An 18,378-nucleotide genomic window follows, 5' to 3' on the forward strand; every position below is an offset into this window, starting at 1 on the left:
GGACGCTCCGCGCCCCGGCGGCTGCAATGGCGGCAAATCAATAACGATCGCCTGGATGCCTAAAGCGGGGGAAAGCATGAACCAGCGTATGTCCCATTCCCAGACCCGGGCGGCAAGCCATGCCGTGCAGGCGGCGCGTCCGCCACTGCGCGGCTGACCTACAGAATTTCCGATTGCCATCCGCGCGTAGCCAGGATAACGGGATCCTGCGCGCGGCATACCATCCCGCCAGCTAGGAGTTTTGTCCATGAAGAAGTCGCTAGTTTTCGCCGCCGTCGCTGCCAGCCTGCTGGCCGGCGCCGTCCAGGCGCAGGATCTGCCCAAGACCCAGTTGAAGGTCGTGGGCGGCCTGAGCAACCTGACTGCCTACAACGATTACGAAAAGCCGTTCTGGACCAAGACCATTCCCGAGCTGTCCAAGGGCCAGGTGACGGCCGACATCAAGGGCTTCAATGAAATGGGCCTCAAGGGCCCCGAGCTGCTGCGCCTGATGTCGCAAGGCGTGGTCGAGTTCGGCACCGCCACGCTGGCTTACTTCGCCAGCGACAACCCCATCAACGAAGCGATCGACCTGGCCGGCCTGGCGCCGGACGTCAAGACCGCGCGCGCCGTGACCGACGCGTTCGAGCCCGTCTACGCCAAGCTGTACGGCGAGGGCAACAACGTCAAGCTGCTGGGCATTTCGACCTATCCCGCCCAGGTGCTGTTCTGCAACGCCGAAATCAAGGGCCTGGCCGACATCAAGGGCAAGAAGGTGCGCACCAGCAGCCGCACTACCGCAGAGTTCGTCGAGGCGCTGGGCGGCTCCAGCGTGACCATGGCCTTCGGCGAAGTCGTGCCCGCGCTGCAGAACAAGGTGGTGGATTGCGCCATCACGGGTTCGCTGTCCGGCTACTCGGCCAAGTGGTATGAGGTGTCGACGCACCTGGTCGCGCTGCCGATCAACTGGAACCAGCAGATCCACGCCGTGAACCAGAAGGCCTGGGACAAGCTCGATCCCAAGGTCCGCACGTTCCTGCAGACCAACATCAAGACCCTGGTCGACAACATCTGGGACGCCGCCGCGCGCCAGACCCAGGAAGGCTACGACTGCAACACCGGCGCCGCCGCTTGCCCGTTCCCGGTCAAGGGCAAGATGGTCCTGGTCCAGCCCTCCGACGCCGACCGCGCCTTGCTGAAGAAAGTCACCGAAGAAGCGGTGCTGCCCAAGTGGGCCGCGCGCTGCTCGGCCCAGTGCGTGAAGGACTTCAACGCCACCGTCGGCAAGACGCTGGGTCTGACCGCTATGAAGTAATACCCCCCCCGAAGCGCTGCGCGCTTCCCCCCCGGGGGGGCATGCCTGCGGACCGGCGGAGCCGGATCCGCAAGGTGGACTCCCCCCGAAGCGCTCCGCGCTTCCCCCCGGGGGGCATGCCTGCGGACCGGCAGAGCCGGATCCGCGGCATCCCGATCGAGGGGGAGTCGCTGCAGATCGGCATGGCCGGCTTCGTGGCACCCCGATTGGGAGGAGTTGCTGCAGATGGCATAGCTGGCTTCGTGACATCCCTATGGGATCGTTCGTTAATAGCAGGGGCGGCGATGTTTGCCTGGTCCTGCAAAGGTTTTACTTATGACTCAATCTGAACACTTCCGCCTGCTCGGCGGGCTCTTGCGGCGCGCCGAGCATTTCTCGCGCTGGGCCGTGTGGGCCGGCGGCGGCTTGACGGTGGCCAGCGTGCTGCTGATTTCGTTTGATGTGCTGGCCCGCAAGTTCCTGGGCTTCACCACCGGCGGGGCGGACGAGCTGTCCAGCTATGCCTTCGCCATCAGCACCTCGTGGGCGCTGGCGTTTGCCACGCTGCAGCGCGCCAACGTGCGCGTGGACGTGGTCTACCAGTACATGCCGGTGCGCGTCGCGGCCGTGCTGGACTGGATTTCCATGGTGGCCCTGTCGGTCTTCATGGTGTACCTGACTTATTACGCGTTCGAGGTTGTGCAGACCTCCTGGGGGCAGAAATCCGCCGCCAATACGCCGCTGGCCACGCCCTTGTGGATTCCGCAGGGCTTGTGGGCGCTGGGTCTCGCCTGGATGTGCGTCACCGTCGCGCTGATGCTGGCGCGCGCCTCGGCCGCGCTGGTCACGGGCGACATCGAGCTGGTCAAGAGCATTTGCGGCGTGCGTTCGGCGCAGGAAGAGGCCGACGAGGAAGCCGCCGCCGGCGAGCGCATGGTGAAGGGAGAGGCCGCATGATTTCCACCGCATTGATTCTGCTACTGGTGCTGATCGGCCTGTCCATTCCGGTGGGCGCGGCGCTGGGCGTGCTGGGCCTGATCCTGGACCCGCTGTTCTCGATGTTGCCGCTGACGCGCGCCATCGGCGAAGTCTCGTGGAGCACCAACAACGAGTTCCTGCTGGTGGCGATTCCGCTGTTCATCATGCTGGGCGAAGTGCTGCTGCGCGCAGGTTTCGCCGAACGCATGTACGGCGCGATGAGCCTGTGGCTGTCGTGGCTGCCGGGCGGGCTGATGCACGCCAACATCGGCGCGTCGACGCTGTTCTCCGCCACCTCGGGCTCCAGCGTGGCGACCGCCGCGACGGTGGGCACCGTGGCGATCCCGCAGATCCGCAAGTACGGCTACAACGAGCCGCTGTTCCTGGGCAGCCTGGCCGCGGGCGGCACCCTGGGCATTCTGATTCCGCCTTCGATCAACCTGGTCATCTATGGCGTGCTGACGAATTCCTCGGTGCCCAAGCTGTACCTGGCCGGCATCATCCCGGGCTTCGCGATGGCCGCGCTGTTCATGCTGACGGTGGTCATTGCCTGCGTCGCCAAGCCGTCGTGGGGCGGCAAGAAGATCCAGGCCACCTGGGGCCAGCGCTTTGCCAGCCTGGTGCACCTGGCGCCGCCCATGGGGATCTTCTTCCTGGTGGTGGGCTCCATTTATGCCGGCCTGGCCACGCCGACCGAGGCAGCCGCGCTGGGCGTGCTGGGCGCCTTCATCCTGGCGGCCTGGTTCCGCCGCCTGACCTGGTCGATGCTGCGCGAGGTCATGGAAGGCACCATGCGTTCCACCGCCATGATCATGCTGATCGTGGTGGCGGCCAGCTTCCTGAACTTCGTCATGTCCGCCACCGGCTTGACCGACGCGCTGACCAAGTCGATCACCGGCCTGGGCCTGTCGCCGGGCTGGATGCTGCTGATCGTGGTGATTTTCTACCTGGTGCTGGGCTGCTTCATGGAAACGCTGTCCATGATGATCACGACCATCCCCATCGTGGCGCCCATCATGATCGGCCTGGGTTTCGACCCGATCTGGCTGGGCATCGTCATCATCATCCTGGTAGAAGCCGCCCTGATCACGCCGCCCGTGGGCCTGAACCTGTTCGTGGTGCAGAGCCTGCGCAAGAGCGGTTCCATGAGCGCGGTCATCGTCGGCAGCCTGCCGTTCGTGCTGGCCATGTTCGTGATGCTGGCCCTGCTGGCCTTCTGGCCGGACGTGGCGCTGTGGTTGCCGCGCGTGTTCGGCTGACCTTTATTCCTTAGACACTCCGGACGCGGCCAGCCGCCGCGTCCTTCACCTCCTATTTCCGCAGGACAGACATGAAAGCCGTATTCCAGATCGAAGACTCGCAGCCGCGCCAGGTGGAAGTCGAGTTCAACACCCTGATCGTCGCCGGCTGGGCCGGCCGCGACATGGCCGCGATCGAGCACCACATCGAAGAGCTGGCCGCCATCGGCGTGCCGCGTCCCAGCAGCGTGCCGCTGTACTACCGCATCGCCGACAACCAGCTGACCCAGGCCGAGACCGTGCAAGCCCTGGGCGAGGACTCCTCGGGCGAAGTCGAGACCTTCGTGTTCTCCGTGGACGGCGAAATGTACGTCAGCATCGCCTCCGACCATACCGACCGCAAGCTGGAAACCTACAGCGTGGCGATGTCCAAGCAGGTCTGCGTCAAGCCCGTGGCCGCCAGCGCCTGGCGCCTGGCCGATGTGGCGGACTACTGGGATGAGCTGATCATCCGTTCCTACATCGTCGAGAACGGCGTGGAAGTGCTGTACCAGGAAGGCCCGCTGGCGTCGCTGCGCACGCCGCAGGACCTGATCGCCGGCTACACCGGCGGCGCCACGGTGCTGCCGGCAGGCGCGGGCATGACCTGCGGCACGGTGGGCGCGATCGGCGGCATCCGCGCCGCGGCCGACTTCACCATGGAATTGCATGATCCGCGGCGCCAGCGCAGCCTGCGCCACCGCTATCATGTCGAGACGCTTCCGGTAGTGGCCTGATTCCGGCCCCCGGCGCCGATCGCCAGGCGCGCCCCAGGGGCGCGCCCGTTTGCATACAAGCCGCAAGGCGGCACTAGGATGATTATGGTTGCGACTCTGAATGATCTGACCCTGGCCCTGCAAGAGGGCCGCAGCACCTCCGTGGAGCTGACCCAGGCGGCGCTGGCCCGCGCCCAGGACGAGGCGGGCGAGGGCGCGCGCGCGTTCACCCGTTTGTACGCCGAGTCCGCGCTCGCGCAAGCCCAGGCTTCCGACACGCTGCGCGCCGCCGGCATCGTGCGTTCGGCCATCGAAGGCCTGCCCATCAGCATCAAGGATCTCTTCGACGTCGAAGGCGAGACCACGATGGCCGGCTCGGTGGCCCGCGAAGGCGAACCGGCGGCTGATGCCGACGCCGAAGTCGTGCGCCGCCTGATCGCCGCGGGCGCGGTCATCATCGGCCGCACCAACATGACCGAATTCGCCTATTCGGGCCTGGGCATCAACCCCCATTACGGCACGCCCCTGAACCCCTACGACCGCGCCACCGGCCGCATCCCCGGCGGCTCGTCCTCGGGCGCGGCCGTGTCCGTCGCCGACGGCATGTCGGCCGCGGCCATCGGCTCGGACACCGGCGGTTCCGTGCGCATTCCGGCCGCGCTCTGCGGCCTGACGGGCTTCAAGCCCAGCGCCTGGCGCGTTTCCATGGAAGGCGTGCTGCCCCTGTCGGCCAACCTGGACTCCATCGGCCCCATCGCCGCCAGCGTGCGCTGCTGCGCCGAGTTGGACGCCATCCTGTCCGGCGACGGCGGTCCGGTGCCGGAAGCCGCGACCCTGCGCGGCCTGCGCCTGGCCATTCCGACCACGCTGGCCCTGGACGCCATGGACAAGCACGTCGCCGACAGCTTCGCGGCCGCGGTCAGCCGCCTGAAGGAGGCCGGCGCCCTGGTCGAAGAGATCGCGATTCCGGAATTCGCCGAGCTGGCCGGCATCAACGCCAAGGGCGGCTTCACCGCCGCCGAGGCCTGGGCCTGGCACCGCGACCTGATCGCCCGCGCCGGCAAGCGCTACGATCCGCGCGTGGTGTCGCGCATCATGCGCGGCAAGGACATGAGCGCGGCCGACTACCTGGACCTGCTGGACGCGCGCGAAGCCTGGGTTGCGGCGGTGGATCGCCGCATCGCCGGCTACGACGCCCTGATCATGCCGACCACGCCCATCGTGGCGCCGGCCGTCGCCGACCTGCAAGCTTCCGACGAGGCCTACTACGCGGCCAATGGCCTGATCCTGCGCAACCCCACGCTGATCAATTTCCTGGATGGCTGCGCCTTGTCGCTGCCTTGCCACGCGTCGGGAACGGCGCCGGTGGGGCTGATGATCGCGGGCAGCAACGGCACGGACCGCCGCATCCTGGGCATCGGCCTGGCGGTGGAAGCGCTGTACGCCTGACGGTAACGCCGGACCGGGGCGGGCGGCAGCCGCCTTCCCGCCCCGGGGGCTAAGATGGCGGCTGCACAGCCGGACGCCGCCGCCATGATCGATCTGCGCAATATCGAAACGTTCTTCTGGGTTGCCACCCTGGGCGGGTTCCGGGCCGCGGCCGAGAAGCTCAACGCCACCCAGCCGGCAATTTCCCAGCGCATCGCCTCGCTGGAAACGGACCTGGGCGTGCGCCTGTTCGACCGCGACACCCGCGGCATCAAGCTGACGGGCAAGGGACGCGAACTGCTGTCGCATGCCGAGCGCATGCTGCAGATGCGGCGCGACATGCAGGAGGCGGCGCGCGCCAAGAGCGTGATGAGCGGGATGCTCCGGCTGGGCGTGTCGGAAACCATCGTCCACACCTGGCTGCCGACGCTGATGGAATACCTGCACGATGCCTATCCGGCGCTGATGGTCGAGATCCAGGTGGACACGACCACCGTGCTGAAGACTCAACTGGCCTCGCGCCAGATCGACCTGGCATTTCTGCTGGGACCGATGGAGGATCCTCGGATCGAGAACCTGTATCTTTGCAACTATCCCCTGAGCTGGCTGGCCAGCCCCAAGCTCAAGGTCGGACGCCAGCCCATCCCGCTCAAGCGGTTGGCGCAGTGGCCGGTCATCACCTATCCCTCCACGACGGATCCTCACCGCGCCGTGCGCCAGCTGCTGCAACAGGCCGGCGTGGAAGCACCGCGCATGTATGGCAGTTCGGCGCTGAGCGTCATCGTGCGGATGGCGCAAGACGGCATCGGCACCGCGGTGATCGCGCCCGTCATCCTGCGCCAGGAACTGGCGCGGGGCGACTTGCGCGTCCTGGACGTCAAGGCGCCGGTGCTGCCGCCGCTGCATTACACCGCCTGCTGGATGCAGGGGCCGGACAGCCAGGTGCCGCGCGCCGTGGCGGAGGCGGCGCAGCAGATTGCGCGCGAAGAGGCGTTGCGCCATCCGGCTTAACCCTGATAAATAATCTTGATCGGGGTCTATCGCAACATGTGATTGGACGCTGGCACGCGCTTCCTGTGCAATGTCCGCATATCGATATTGCCTTCAGAGGGAAGCACATGGACACGAAATCCGCAGCGCGCGCCAGCGTGGAATTGGCCCGGCAGGCGCGTCTGGACGCACGTAGCGGCAAGCTCACCGGCCCCACCGCCAACCTGGCGCCCGGCCACGTCCAGGCCAACCTGGCCATCCTTCCGCGCGCGCTGGCCGCGGACTTCCTGCACTTCTGCCAGCGCAACCCCAAGCCCTGTCCCTTGCTGGCCATGTCCGAGCCGGGCGATCCCTCCTTGCCGGAACTGGGCCAGGACATCGACATCCGCAGCGACATTCCGCGCTACCGGGTCTGGAAGAACGGCGAACTGGTGGCCGAGCCCACCGACGTGCGCGATATCTGGCGCGACGATCTGGTGTCGTTCCTGATCGGCTGCTCGTTCTCGTTCGAGGAAGCGATGCTGGACAACGGCCTGCCGGTGCGCCACATCGAGCAGGGTTGCAACGTGCCCATGTACCGCACCAGCATCCCGACCCACGCCGCGGGCGTCTTCAGCGGGCCGCTGGTTGTTTCCATGCGTCCCTTGAAGGCCGCCGACGCGATCCGCGCCATCCAGGTGACTTCGCGTTTTCCCTCGGTCCATGGCGCGCCGGTGCATATCGGCGACCCCGCGTTGATCGGGATTGCCGACATCAACCGCCCGGACTATGGTGATCCCGTGGAAATCCGGGAGGGCGAGATGCCGGTGTTCTGGGCTTGCGGCGTGACGCCGCAGTCCGTGGTCGCCGCGGTCCGGCCGGAGTTCTGCATTACCCACGCGCCGGGCCACATGCTGGTCACGGATCTCATCAACAGCAGGATGGCGGTGTTCTGACCGCTCCGTTCCCGGCTTATCAGTCGTGCGTAAGCGGGAAGCGGGTAAGAAGTCTTAATCGTGTAGCTGTACCGGTTGTGCCACCAAAACGATCCATCACAGGACAAGGGGAAATGGCGACAACGCTTTGAATCTGGAGCCTTCCGGCTTGCCGGAGGGCTTCGTGACGCCGCGAGCCGGCGCATTTCCTGCGGGGAGTGCCGCCGAAGCCCGCGTACTTGCAGTGCTTTCACACCTAGCCGGATCAATCCAGGAGTCTAGTTATGAAGATGAAGCTCATAGCGGGTGTCGCCGCGAGTCTGGCGCTGATGACCGCCGTGCCTGCCCAGGCGCAACAGGCGGTGCGCATCGGCGCGATCTATCCGCTGTCCGGCGCCTTGGCGTCGACAGGGGCGGAGATCAAGGCGGCCGTGGAGTTGGCGGTCGAGATCATCAACAACCCGCATCCCGAGCTTGAGGGTATTCCCCTGGCGGCGGGCAGCGGGCTGCCCGGCCTGGGCGGCGCCAAGATCGAAGTGGTGTTCGGCGATTCCCAGGGCAAGCCCGAGGTGGGCCTGGCAGACGCCCAGCGCCTGATCGACCAGGAAAAGGTGGTGGCCCTGACAGGCGCCTACCAATCGGCTGTGACCAAGACGGCCAGCCGTATCGCCGAGCAGCGCGGCATTCCCTACGTGAACGGCGAATCCAGCAGCCCGGACCTGACCGAGCGCGGCTACAAGTGGTTCTTCCGCACCTCGCCCAACGACGACACCTTCGTCGAGAACATGATGCAGTTCCTGGACGGCGTGAAGGCCGTGCCGACCGCCAAGATCGCGGTGGTGTACGAGAACACCGACTTCGGCGTGAACACCTACAAGGCCGTGGAGAAGTTCGCCAAGCAGTACAAGCGCGAGCTGGTGGCCAACATTGCCTATAGCGCGGGTTCGGCCTCGGTGACGGCGGAAGTGCAGAAGCTGGCCGCCGCCAAGGCTGACGTGGCGATCTTCGCCAGCTATACCTCGGACGCCATGCTGTTCGTGCGCACCATGCGCGAAAGCAAGTACGCGCCGCCGGTGCTGCTGGCCAACGACGCGGGCTTCATCGATTCGCGCTTCGTGCAGGAGGTGGGGCCGCAGGTGCAGGGCGTGCTGACGCGCGACGTCTGGGGCAATGACGTCGCCGCCTCCAAGGCGGGCTTGAAGAAGATCAACGACATGTACAAGGCCAAGACGGGCAAGGACCTGAACGGCAACAACGCGCGCTCGATGCAGGGCGTGCTGGTGCTGGCCGACGCGATCAACCGGGCCGGCTCGACCGATCCCGAGGCCATCCGCAAGGCGCTGGTCGCCACCGACCTGGGCGAAGCGCAGGTCGCCATGCCCTGGGCCGGCGTGCAGTTTGACGCCAAGGGCCAGAACACCAAGGGCTCGGGCCTGATCCTGGAACTGAAGGGCGCGTCCTACCAGACGGTGTGGCCGGAAAAATACCGCACGGACAAGAGCCTGCCCACGTTGCCGTTTGCCTGGAAGTAAACCGCTATCCGACACGGCGGGCCGCGGGGCCCGCCGCAGGAGCACTCCATGTTTGAAGCTCTCTCGGCAGGCCTGTTCAATGGCCTGATCTATGCCGCGGTGGCGGTGGGGCTGGCGCTGATCTGGGGCATTACCGACGTCATCAACTTCGCCCACGGCGAGTTCCTGATGCTGGGCATGTATGCCGCCTATTGGCTCTATACGCTGGGCCACATCGACCCCACGCTTTCGGCGCCGCTGGTGGCCATTGCGCTCGCCTTCGTCGGCTTCCTGACCTATGCGCTGATCATCCGGCGCCTGCAGAAGGGGCCGGCGATGGCCGTCATCCTGGCCACCTTCGGCCTGGGACTGGTATTGCGCCAGATCGCCTTCATCGCCTTCAGTCCCGACTACCGCAGCCTGCCGGACACTCTGGTGTCGGGCAGCGTCACGCTGGCCGGCATATCGCTGGGCCGGCCACAGGTCGTGACCGGCCTGATTGCGCTGGTGGTGGTGGCGGCGCTGTTCGTGCTGGTGTACCGCACGCGCTGGGGCCACGCCTTGCAGGCGGTGGCCGAGGACCGCCAGGTGGCGGCCCTGGTGGGCATTTCGCCCGACCGGGTCAACGCCCAGGTCTGGATGCTGGGCAGCGCCGCGGTGGGCCTGGCCGGCGCCTTGCTGACCACGTTCTTCTACGTGTTCCCTTCGGTGGGCACGGTATTCGGCCTGCTGGCGTTCGTGGCGGTGTGCATGGGTGGCTTCGGTTCGCTGCCAGGCGCCTTCATCGCCGGCATCCTGATCGGGATCATCGAGGCCATGACCGGCTACTTCGTCGCGCCGGCGCTGAAGACGGTGAGCGTCTTCATCCTGTTCATCCTGGTTCTCTGGTATCGGCCGCGCGGCCTGTTCGGGCGGTGGTGAGATGAACGACACTCGCAAACTCGACGCCGCATCCGCCGGCGTATCCAAATGGCCGGTAGCGGCGGCCGCCGTGGCCGCCATCCTGATGGCCCTGGTGCCGCTGGTGGTGAAGGATGCATTCACCCTGCAGGTGCTGCTGCTGGCGATCATGTTCGGCGCGCTCGGCGCGTGCTGGAACCTGGTCGGGGGCTTCCTGGGCCGGATTTCCTTCGGCCACAGCGTGTTCGTGGGGGTAGGGGGCTACACGACCCTGCTGCTGCTGCACCACCTGAAACTCACGCCGCTGCTGGGCATCCCGTTGGGCGGCCTGATCAGCGCGGCACTGGCCTGGCTGGTCGGCGGGCCCACGCTGCGGCTGTCCGGGCACTACTTCGCCATGGCCACCATCGCGCTGCTGCAGATCGGCCTGCTGCTGATGATCAACTGGGACTGGGCGGGCGGCGCGGTGGGCCTGGAGGCGCCCATCGGCGATGCGGCCTGGATGTTGCTGTTCCGAAGCAAGGTGCCGTACTACTGGATCGCCGTGGGCCTGGCATTCCTGACCTTTTGCGCCACCTTTTTCCTGGTGCATTCCAAGACCGGCTTCTACTGGCGCGCCATCAACGGCGACGAGGCGGCTTCACGCAGCCTGGGTGTGCCGGCGGACCGCTACAAGATGCTGGCGTTCGTGATGTCCGCCGGCATGACCGGCGTCTGGGGCGGCTTCTTCGCCATGTATGTGGGCTTCATCGATCCGGAGTCGATGTTCAACCTGACGATGTCGGTGCAGGTGGTGCTGGTGACCATCCTGGGCGGCGTCGGCACGCTGATCGGCCCGTGGCTGGGCGCGGCGGTGCTGCTGCCCCTGTCCGAGGGCACGCGGGTGCTGTGGGGCAGTTCAGGCCTGGGCCTGGACCTGCTGATCTTTGGCCTGGCCATTCTGCTGGTCACGCTGTTCCTGCCCGGTGGGCTGGTGACATTGAGGAGGCGTCGTGGCTCTGCTGGACGTTAAGAACCTGACCAAGCAATTCGGCGGCCTGGTCGCGAACAAGGACATTTCGCTGTCGGTCGACGCCGGCGAGATCGTCGCCATCATCGGCCCCAACGGCGCGGGCAAGAGCACGCTGTTCAACGGCCTGGTGGGGCATCACGAGCCCACCTCGGGCACGGTGACTTTCGACGGCCAGTCCATGATCGGACGCCGGCCCGAACAGGTTGCGGCCATGGGGCTGGTGCGCACCTACCAGATTCCACGCAGCTTCGGCCAGATGACGGTGCTGGAGAATGCCATGGTTGGCGCGCTGCTGCGCCATCCGCGTCTGCCGGACGCGCGCCGCGAATCCGCGCGGGTGCTGGAACTGGTGGGGCTGGCCGAGCGCGCCGACGTCAGGGCCGCCGAACTGAACGTGGCGGGGCAGAAGCGGGTGGAACTGGCGCGCGCGCTGGCGACCGAGCCACGCATGCTGCTGCTGGACGAGGTGGCGGGCGGCCTGAACCCGGCAGAGGCCATCGCGCTGGCCGAGATCCTGCGCGGCATCCATGCGTCCGGCGTCACGCTCATCATCGTGGAGCACGTGTTGGAAGTGGTCATGCGCCTGGCCCAGCGGGTGCTGGTGCTGAACTTCGGGCAGATGATCGCCGAAGGCGCGCCGCAGGACATCGTGCGCGATCCCGCCGTGATCGAAGCCTATCTGGGGAGAAAGCACCGTGCCTGATGCGATGCTGAAAGTCGAGGACCTGAGCGTGGCCTATGGCGGCGTGCAGGCGGTGCGCGGCTTGTCGCTGGAAGTGCGGCCGGGCGAAATCGCGGCCCTGCTTGGCGCCAACGGCGCGGGCAAGTCCAGCACCCTGATGGCGATCGTGGGCTCGGTCAAGCCCAAGGGAGGCCGGGTCTATTTCGAAGGCCGCGACATTACCGGCACGCCGCCGGACAGGCTGGTGACCCAGGGCATCTCCATGATTCCCGAAGGCGCGCGCGTGTTCGCGCGCCAGCCCGTGGAGCAGAACCTGCGCCTGGGGGCCTATACCGTGCGAGACGAACGGGTCTATGCCGAGCGTCTGGAGCGCGTGTATGCCTTGTTTCCGCGCCTGAAGGAACGCCGGGCGCAGCTGGCCGGCACCATGTCAGGGGGCGAACGCCAGATGCTGGCCATCGGCCGCGCGCTGATGAGCGGCCCGCGCCTGCTGTTGATCGACGAACCTAGTCTGGGCCTGTCGCCATTGCTGGTCGAACAGGTGTTCGACGCGCTGGCGGCGCTGAACCGGGACGACGGCTTGTCGGTGCTGCTGGTGGAGCAGAACATGGCGCAGGCGCTGGAAGTCGCGGCGCGCGCCTACGTGATGCAAAGCGGCCGCGTGGCGCTGTCGGGCGAGGCCGCGGAACTGGCGGCCTCGGACGAAGTGCGCAAGGCGTATCTGGGGATGTAAGGCGACGGGCGCCGGACGCGGTGCGCGTCCGGCCCGCCGTGCCATCAGAAGATGTGGCGGAAGCCCACTGCGGCGCCGACCTGGTTGGTCTTGCCGGCGATTTCGCCCGTGGCGGCGTCGCTGACCTTGTTCCAGTCCACGGTGCCGTACACCTGCGAGCGCTTGGACAGCGAGTATTCGGCCACGGCGACCAGCGCGTAGCGCTTGCCCTTGTCGCCGTCCACGACGATGTTCTTGCTCTGGTCGTAGTAGGCGGCGCCTGTGATGGCCCAGCGCGGCGTGGCTTGCCAGGTGACGCCGGCGAAGTAGCCGTTGTCCTTGCGGTCCAGATTGGCGGTGGTGGTCCCGCCCATGACGGCGTTGACCCAGCCGGTTTCGTCGCGGCCGTTGAAGTAGCCGGCGAACACCTTGGCGCCGTCGAACTGATAGGACGCGTTCAGGTTCCAGACGCGCTGGCGCAGATCGGAATCGGAGCCCGCGTAGGTCTGCTGGTAGGCAGCGCCCAGGCCCAGCTGGCCGACGGTGTAGCGCAAGCTGGCGCCGTATTGCTGGCCGGCCTTGTGGTCCTTCCAGTCTTCGCCGTTGGCCCAGGACAGCACGAACGCCAGGTCTCCAATGGTGTTGGAGTACTTGGTCATGTTGTTGGTGCGCACGCGCGACATGGCGGCGGGCAGCCAGGCGTTCTGGTCGTAGTTGCCCACGGTCAGCGGGTCGAAGTAGTCGGCCAGCAGGTCGAACATCGGAGTGTTCTGCAGGCCCAGGGTCAGGGCGCCGAGCTTGCCGCCGTCCAGGCCGAGGTAGGCCAGGCGGCTGAAGGTCTTGGCGGGGTCCGAGCCACGGCCGTTCTGCATGTTGAAGCCGTTTTCGAGGCGGAAGAAGGCGCGGTTGCCGTCGCCGAGATCTTCCGAGCCGCGCAGGCCCCAGCGGCTGTTGGAGATGGCGCCGTTTTCCATCGATACGCGGCTGCCGTCCTGGCCGACGCTGCCTGCGCTGGTGCTCAGGTAGCGGATGCTGACGTCGGCGATGCCGTAGAGCGTGACGCTGGTTTCGGCTTGGGCCGCGCCGGCGGCCAAGCCCAGGCCGGCAAGGGCGAGGGATGCTGTGATGCGTTTCATGCGGGGGGCTCCTCCTGGGTAGCGCTATTTTTTAGTCGCGCCGGGCTTTTGGCCCGGCTGGTTGCGCCTGGCGGATTGCCAGGCGCTGGGCCGCAGCGCCGACGCTTCTGGTAAGCGCGGGTCCGGGCGTTGGCCGCATATGCACATACACGCCGTAATATTGCAATTTATCGACGCCTGGGAATTCTAAAAAAACTGGGGCGCGAGCGGGACTCGGATTTTTTTGGCGTTTTCCCTGGTTTACAGGAAGCGAAAACAGGAAGTCCCCACATCGCCGGGGCGCGCGGGTCCAAAAAAAAGCCCCGTTCCGGGAACGGGGCTTTTTGGCGTTGCGGCGAGCCTACAGCGTCATGTGCAGAGGCAGCCACGTGGCGATGCCAGGCACGGCATAGAGCAGCAGCACGGCCAGGATCATCAGGAAGAACATCGGCAGCGAGGCGCGCGCGATGTAGGGCAATTCCCTGCCGCTCATGCCGGACAGCACGAACAGGTTGAACCCGACCGGCGGCGTGATTTGTGCCATTTCTACAACGAACACGATGAAGATGCCGAACCAGATCAGGTCGATGCCGGCGGCCTGCACCGTGGGCAACAGCACGCCCATGGTCAGCACGACGATGGAAATGCCGTCCAGGAAGCAGCCCAGGACGATGAAGAACACCATCAGCGCCATGATCAGGCCGAACTGCGACAGGCCCAGTCCGCCGATCCATTCGGCCAGCGCCCGCGGCAGACCGATATAGCCCATCGCCAGCGTCAGGAACTGCGCGCCCGCCAGGATCAGCGCGATCATGCAGTACAGCCGGGTCGCGCCCAGCAGCGACTGCATGAAGGTGGAGCGGTTGAGCGAGCCCTGCAGCGCCGACAGTATCAGCGCCCCGACCACGCCGACCGCCGCCGCCTCGGTGGCGGTGGCGATGCCGGTATAGATGGAACCCAGCACCGCGCCGATCAGCAGCATCACCGGGATCAGGTGCCGCGAACGCGACAGTTTTTGCATGAACGACAGGCCGGGATCCGCCGCCGGCACCTGGCCGGGATTGCGGATCGCCCACCAGGCGATGTAGCCCATGAACAGCAGGGCCAGCAGGATGCCTGGCACGATGCCCGCGATGAACAGCTTGGCGATGGAGACGTCCGCCGCCACGCCGTACACGATCATGATGATGGACGGCGGAATCAGCAGGCCCAGCGTGCCGGCTCCCGACAGCGTGCCCAGGATCTTGTCCTCGGGATAGCCGCGGCGTGTCAGCTCGGGGATGGTCATTTTGCCGACCGTTGCGCAGGTCGCCGCGGATGAGCCCGAGACCGCCGCGAAGATGGCGCAGCCGATCACGTTGGTGTGCAGCAGCCGGCCAGGCAGACGGTTGAGCCAGGGGGCGAGCCCCTTGAACAGGTCTTCCGACAGGCGCGTGCGGAACAGGATTTCACCCATCCACAGGAACAGGGGCAGGGCGGTCAGCGTCCAGCTGGAGGACGCGCCCCAGATGGTGACGGCCATGGCGTCGCCGGCCGGCCGGCTGGAGAAGATCTCCATGCCGATCCAGGCGGTGCCCGCCAGGGTCAGGCCGACCCAGACGCCGCAGCCCAGCAGCGCGAAGATCGAGACGACCAATAGGGTTATGACGAGAAGTTCATTCATGGGTTTGCTGCGAAGTGGCGGCGGAGATGCCGCGTGAGCGTCGGATCAGCTCGTCGATCAGGGCGACCAGGAACAGCACCGTGCCCACGGCCATGCTGAGCTGGGGAATCCAGAGCGGCGTGGCGTCGTTGGACGTGGAGATGTCGTTGAACTGCCAGGAGTCGTAGGTCAGCTTGATGCTGAAGAATGCGAAGGCGGCGGCAAGCAGGCAGCCGACCGCCAGGGCGAAGATATCCAACTTGCGGCTTGCCGCGGGCTTGAGCGAATTCAACAGCAGCGTCACGCGGATGTGCTCGCCGTGCTTGAACGTGCTGGCCAGGGCCAGGAAGCCGGCGGCGGCCATGAAGTACCCGGCATAGGCGTCCGTGCCGGGGATGTTCATGCTGAGCTGGCGCGCGATGATCGCGGCCAGCACCGACACCAGGACGCCGATCGTGCACAGGCCGGCCAGCAGGCCGGCCGCGCCGTATAGACCATCTAGAAAGCGGCGCATGGGGATATCACTGCTTCTTGTAGGCGTCGATCATGGCCTGGCCGTCCGCGCCGGCCTTCTTCAGCCAGTCGTCCAGCATGCGCTTGCCGATGACGGACAGGCCTTCCTTCAGCTCGACCGTGGGCTTGATCGTTTCCATGCCGTTCTTGGCCAGTTCTTCCTGATACCACTTGTTCTTTTCCTGCGACAGCTTCCAGCCGCGTTCCTCGGCTTGCGCGCCGGCCTTCTTCAAGGCGGCTTGCGTGGCCGGATCGAGCGCGTCGAACGCCTTCTTGTTGACGATCACGGCGTTCTTCGGCAACCAGGCCTGGGTGTCGTAGAACTTCTTGATGTACTCGTAGGTCTTGGTGTCGTAGCCGGTGGAAGCCGACGACATGTACGAGTCGATCACGCCGGTGGCCAGCGCCTGCGCCAGCTCTGCCTGCTGCACGGTGACTGGCTGCGCGCCGACCAGCTCGGCGATCTTCGCGGTCACGGGGCTGTAGGCGCGCCACTTCAGGCCCTTCATGTCCGCGACCTGCTTGATGTCGCGGTTGGCAAAGATGCCCTGGGGCGGCCACGCCACGGCGTACAGTAGCGTCATGCCCTGCGAGTTCAGCTTCTTTTCGAGGAAGGGCTTCTGCGCCTGGTAGAGCTTGAACGAAGCGTCATAGCCGGTGGCCAGGAAGGGCAGGCCGTCCAGTTCGTAGATAGGGTCTTCGTTGGCGAAGTTGGTCAGCAGGATTTCGCCGATCTGGGCCTGGTTGCCCTGCACGGCGCGCTTGATCTCGGGCGCCTTGTACAGCGAAGCGTTGTTGTGCAGCGTGATCTTCAGCTTGCCTTCGGACAGCGTGTCTACGTCCTTGATGAACGAAGTCAGGTTCTCGACGTGGAAGTTGCTGGCCGGGTAGGCGCTGGGCAGATCCCATTTGGTCTGGGCCTGTGCGCCCGCGCTGAACGCCAGGACGATAGTGCCGGCGAGCAGGGAGATTTTCTTGTGCATGGGTGGTCCTTCTTTGCGTATGGTGAAGCCGGGTTGTGCCCGATAGGCATTGCGAAAAGAGAGGGCTGCGGCAATGACGCGCAGCTGAAAAGCCGTGCCATTCTAAGTTGCACCGGGGCGCGCCAGCGCGCGAAATGGCCTCTTTACGGGTTATTCCTAACAGGCTCCAGCATCCCGGATGATTGAGGGTTCAATCTTTGCGCAGCTTGCCGCGGTGGCGCATTCGGCCGGCCGTTTTTCTTCTAACATTGCGCTATCGAAAGCAAGGTGCCGAGGCCTGTGTGAATTTCGTTTTTCGTCGCGATGAGTTGTTGGTTGAAGAAGAGTCCAGCGTATTGCCGGACACTGCCTTGTGCGCACAGATAGGTCTGGCGCCCGCGGCCTTGCAACCGATCTGGACATTGCCGGGCTCGCCGTACCGCACGGTGCACGTCGAGCCGGGCATGGACGCGCCCAAGGGCTATGCGTTCAAGAAGCTGCGCTCGCTGTTCGGCGTGCTGGACGACGAGAGCATGGCGCTGGCCGGCCGCGCCTACCAGATCGCGGAATGGGCGCGCACGCACAAATTCTGTGGCGTCTGCGGCACGCCGCCGGAACGCCTGCAGACCGAGTTCTGCATGCGTTGTCCGCAATGCGGTTTCTCGGCCTACCCGCGCATTTCTCCCGCCATGATGGTGCTGATCCGCAAGGGCGACAGCATCCTGCTGGCGCGCCACACCACGACCGCCACTTCGCGCTATACGGCGCTTGCGGGTTTCGTGGAGCCCGGCGAAAGCATCGAGCAGACTATCCACCGCGAGGTCCACGAGGAAGTCGGCCTGAAGGTCGGCAACCTGCAGTACTTCGGCAGCCAGTCCTGGCCGTTCCCGCATTCGCTGATGGTCGCGTTCACGGCGGACTATGTGTCCGGCGAGATCCGCGTCCAGGAAGACGAGATCGCCGACGCGCGCTGGTTCGGGCCGGGCGACGCCATGCCCGAGATCGCGCCGCGCATTTCCGTTGCCGGTTGGCTGATCCGGGCCAATCTGCCCATGGGTTGGTCGGCGCCTTAATCGCGGCTTCTTCTGGATTTGCCTAGGGGTATTCCCTCGAAAGAGGGCATTTTCTTTGTCTGGTTGTTATTTTTTATTGATGAAATATAGATAAATTATTAGTATTTCGATCAGATAAACTCGGCTTGCGTCTCCCATGACACCTGCTTTGATTGCGTCGTCGGCCCATCTGGCCGGCGGCAGCGCGCCCGACCTTTCCGAAGTGGAATTCGGTCTGATGATTGCCAGCCATGCCTTCGACCGCTGGACGGTGCGTTGCATGGCGGCGGCCGGCCTGCCGGACCTGACGCCCACGGACGTGATGGTGTTCCATCACGTTTATCACCGACAGCGGCCCAAGAAACTGGCGGACATCTGCTTCACGCTGAATGTCGAGGACACGCACATCGTCAGCTACGCGCTGAAGAAGCTGGAACGCCTGGGCGTGGTGCAGGGCGAGCGCAGCAGCAAGGAAGTCTTCTACAGCGTGACCGAGGATGGCGCGGCCATCCTCAAGCGCTACGCCGAGATCCGTGAGCAATGCCTGACCGCCGGCCTGGACGCGCCGGGCGGAGGCGGGCTGGAATACAGCCGCCAGCTGGCGCACACGCTGCGCGCCTTGTCCGGCCTGTACGACCAGGCCGCCCGCGCGGCCACCTCCCTCTGATTCCGTTTACCCGCGCGCGGCCTCAGGCGCCGCG

At 65.8% G+C, this 18,378-nt stretch carries 18 protein-coding genes; 14 read left to right on the top strand and 4 right to left on the bottom strand.

Annotated features, from left to right (window positions below; genetic code table 11):
* Window positions 1–247: 247 nt before the first annotated feature.
* The 12 genes from HWY37_RS14015 to HWY37_RS14070 all read left to right on the top strand — a co-directional run bounded on the left by HWY37_RS14015 (window position 248) and on the right by HWY37_RS14070 (window position 12,414).
* The gene (locus tag HWY37_RS14015) at window positions 248–1,294 is read left to right on the top strand and encodes a TRAP transporter substrate-binding protein (protein WP_175205575.1); all 1,047 of its coding nucleotides are present in this window, start codon (window positions 248–250) and stop codon (window positions 1,292–1,294) included.
* A gap of 315 nt (window positions 1,295–1,609) precedes the next feature.
* Window positions 1,610–2,230 (top strand): TRAP transporter small permease subunit, encoded by a 621-nt coding sequence (locus tag HWY37_RS14020; protein WP_175205576.1) that lies wholly within the window; start codon window positions 1,610–1,612, stop codon window positions 2,228–2,230.
* Window positions 2,227–3,510: a TRAP transporter large permease gene (locus HWY37_RS14025; protein ID WP_175205577.1), complete on the top strand. Its 1,284-nt coding sequence runs from the start codon at window positions 2,227–2,229 to the stop codon at window positions 3,508–3,510. The genes HWY37_RS14020 and HWY37_RS14025 overlap by 4 nt, the downstream gene beginning before the upstream one ends.
* Window positions 3,511–3,581: 71 nt before the next feature.
* On the top strand, window positions 3,582–4,265 hold the full coding sequence (locus tag HWY37_RS14030; protein ID WP_175205578.1) for a DUF2848 domain-containing protein: 684 nt from the start codon (window positions 3,582–3,584) through the stop codon (window positions 4,263–4,265).
* 84 nt (window positions 4,266–4,349) lie between these two features.
* Window positions 4,350–5,693: an amidase gene (locus tag HWY37_RS14035; RefSeq protein ID WP_176088877.1), complete on the top strand. Its 1,344-nt coding sequence runs from the start codon at window positions 4,350–4,352 to the stop codon at window positions 5,691–5,693.
* Window positions 5,694–5,777: 84 nt separating this feature from the next.
* On the top strand, window positions 5,778–6,683 hold the full coding sequence (locus HWY37_RS14040) for a LysR family transcriptional regulator (RefSeq protein ID WP_176089083.1): 906 nt from the start codon (window positions 5,778–5,780) through the stop codon (window positions 6,681–6,683).
* 107 nt (window positions 6,684–6,790) lie between these two features.
* A complete protein-coding gene (locus HWY37_RS14045) occupies window positions 6,791–7,597 on the top strand; it encodes a putative hydro-lyase (RefSeq protein ID WP_176088878.1) in 807 nt (268 codons plus the stop codon).
* A 263-nt stretch (window positions 7,598–7,860) separates the two neighbouring features.
* Window positions 7,861–9,108 carry an ABC transporter substrate-binding protein gene (locus HWY37_RS14050; RefSeq protein WP_175205581.1) on the top strand — a complete coding sequence of 416 codons (1,248 nt, stop codon included), beginning with the start codon at window positions 7,861–7,863 and terminating at the stop codon, window positions 9,106–9,108.
* Between the two features lie 48 nt (window positions 9,109–9,156).
* Window positions 9,157–10,008 carry a branched-chain amino acid ABC transporter permease gene (locus HWY37_RS14055; RefSeq protein WP_175205582.1) on the top strand — a complete coding sequence of 284 codons (852 nt, stop codon included), beginning with the start codon at window positions 9,157–9,159 and terminating at the stop codon, window positions 10,006–10,008.
* 1 nt (window position 10,009) lies between these two features.
* On the top strand, window positions 10,010–10,999 hold the full coding sequence (locus HWY37_RS14060; protein ID WP_176088879.1) for a branched-chain amino acid ABC transporter permease: 990 nt from the start codon (window positions 10,010–10,012) through the stop codon (window positions 10,997–10,999).
* The gene (locus HWY37_RS14065) at window positions 10,980–11,702 is read left to right on the top strand and encodes an ABC transporter ATP-binding protein (protein WP_175205584.1); all 723 of its coding nucleotides are present in this window, start codon (window positions 10,980–10,982) and stop codon (window positions 11,700–11,702) included. Before HWY37_RS14060 ends, HWY37_RS14065 begins: the two co-directional genes overlap by 20 nt.
* Before the next feature lie 4 nt (window positions 11,703–11,706).
* Window positions 11,707–12,414 carry an ABC transporter ATP-binding protein gene (locus tag HWY37_RS14070; protein WP_175205723.1) on the top strand — a complete coding sequence of 236 codons (708 nt, stop codon included), beginning with the start codon at window positions 11,707–11,709 and terminating at the stop codon, window positions 12,412–12,414.
* A gap of 44 nt (window positions 12,415–12,458) precedes the next feature.
* Here the strand turns inward: HWY37_RS14070 and HWY37_RS14075 are convergent, their stop codons facing one another.
* From HWY37_RS14075 to HWY37_RS14090, 4 genes are all read right to left on the bottom strand, one after another.
* Window positions 12,459–13,529: a porin gene (locus HWY37_RS14075; RefSeq protein WP_175205585.1), complete on the bottom strand. Its 1,071-nt coding sequence runs from the start codon at window positions 13,527–13,529 to the stop codon at window positions 12,459–12,461.
* Between the two features lie 340 nt (window positions 13,530–13,869).
* Window positions 13,870–15,171: a TRAP transporter large permease gene (locus tag HWY37_RS14080; protein ID WP_175205586.1), complete on the bottom strand. Its 1,302-nt coding sequence runs from the start codon at window positions 15,169–15,171 to the stop codon at window positions 13,870–13,872.
* A complete protein-coding gene (locus HWY37_RS14085) occupies window positions 15,164–15,664 on the bottom strand; it encodes a TRAP transporter small permease (RefSeq protein ID WP_175205587.1) in 501 nt (166 codons plus the stop codon). Before HWY37_RS14085 ends, HWY37_RS14080 begins: the two co-directional genes overlap by 8 nt.
* 7 nt (window positions 15,665–15,671) lie before the next feature.
* On the bottom strand, window positions 15,672–16,646 hold the full coding sequence (locus HWY37_RS14090) for a TRAP transporter substrate-binding protein (protein ID WP_175205588.1): 975 nt from the start codon (window positions 16,644–16,646) through the stop codon (window positions 15,672–15,674).
* Between the two features lie 281 nt (window positions 16,647–16,927).
* Between HWY37_RS14090 and nudC the strand changes: the two genes are divergently transcribed.
* A complete protein-coding gene (nudC, locus tag HWY37_RS14095; RefSeq protein WP_175205589.1) occupies window positions 16,928–17,698 on the top strand; it encodes an NAD(+) diphosphatase in 771 nt (256 codons plus the stop codon).
* Window positions 17,699–17,834: 136 nt separating this feature from the next.
* Entirely contained in the window at window positions 17,835–18,344 is a 510-nt protein-coding gene (locus HWY37_RS14100) for a winged helix DNA-binding protein (protein ID WP_175205590.1), read from the top strand.
* The last annotated feature ends 34 nt before the right edge of the window (window positions 18,345–18,378 follow it).

The sequence above is a fragment of the Achromobacter anxifer genome (genome assembly GCF_903652925.1).
Lineage (GTDB): Bacteria > Pseudomonadota > Gammaproteobacteria > Burkholderiales > Burkholderiaceae_B > Achromobacter > Achromobacter anxifer.

Coding starts and splice junctions, on each gene's coding strand:
- HWY37_RS14015 (WP_175205575.1), top strand. CDS start 248: ATGAAGAAGTCGCTAGTTTTCGCCGCCGTCGCTGCCAGCCTGCTGGCC.
- HWY37_RS14020 (WP_175205576.1), top strand. CDS start 1,610: ATGACTCAATCTGAACACTTCCGCCTGCTCGGCGGGCTCTTGCGGCGC.
- HWY37_RS14025 (WP_175205577.1), top strand. CDS start 2,227: ATGATTTCCACCGCATTGATTCTGCTACTGGTGCTGATCGGCCTGTCC.
- HWY37_RS14030 (WP_175205578.1), top strand. CDS start 3,582: ATGAAAGCCGTATTCCAGATCGAAGACTCGCAGCCGCGCCAGGTGGAA.
- HWY37_RS14035 (WP_176088877.1), top strand. CDS start 4,350: ATGGTTGCGACTCTGAATGATCTGACCCTGGCCCTGCAAGAGGGCCGC.
- HWY37_RS14040 (WP_176089083.1), top strand. CDS start 5,778: ATGATCGATCTGCGCAATATCGAAACGTTCTTCTGGGTTGCCACCCTG.
- HWY37_RS14045 (WP_176088878.1), top strand. CDS start 6,791: ATGGACACGAAATCCGCAGCGCGCGCCAGCGTGGAATTGGCCCGGCAG.
- HWY37_RS14050 (WP_175205581.1), top strand. CDS start 7,861: ATGAAGATGAAGCTCATAGCGGGTGTCGCCGCGAGTCTGGCGCTGATG.
- HWY37_RS14055 (WP_175205582.1), top strand. CDS start 9,157: ATGTTTGAAGCTCTCTCGGCAGGCCTGTTCAATGGCCTGATCTATGCC.
- HWY37_RS14060 (WP_176088879.1), top strand. CDS start 10,010: ATGAACGACACTCGCAAACTCGACGCCGCATCCGCCGGCGTATCCAAA.
- HWY37_RS14070 (WP_175205723.1), top strand. CDS start 11,707: ATGCTGAAAGTCGAGGACCTGAGCGTGGCCTATGGCGGCGTGCAGGCG.
- HWY37_RS14075 (WP_175205585.1), bottom strand. CDS start 13,529: ATGAAACGCATCACAGCATCCCTCGCCCTTGCCGGCCTGGGCTTGGCC.
- HWY37_RS14080 (WP_175205586.1), bottom strand. CDS start 15,171: ATGAATGAACTTCTCGTCATAACCCTATTGGTCGTCTCGATCTTCGCG.
- HWY37_RS14085 (WP_175205587.1), bottom strand. CDS start 15,664: ATGCGCCGCTTTCTAGATGGTCTATACGGCGCGGCCGGCCTGCTGGCC.
- HWY37_RS14090 (WP_175205588.1), bottom strand. CDS start 16,646: ATGCACAAGAAAATCTCCCTGCTCGCCGGCACTATCGTCCTGGCGTTC.
- HWY37_RS14100 (WP_175205590.1), top strand. CDS start 17,835: ATGACACCTGCTTTGATTGCGTCGTCGGCCCATCTGGCCGGCGGCAGC.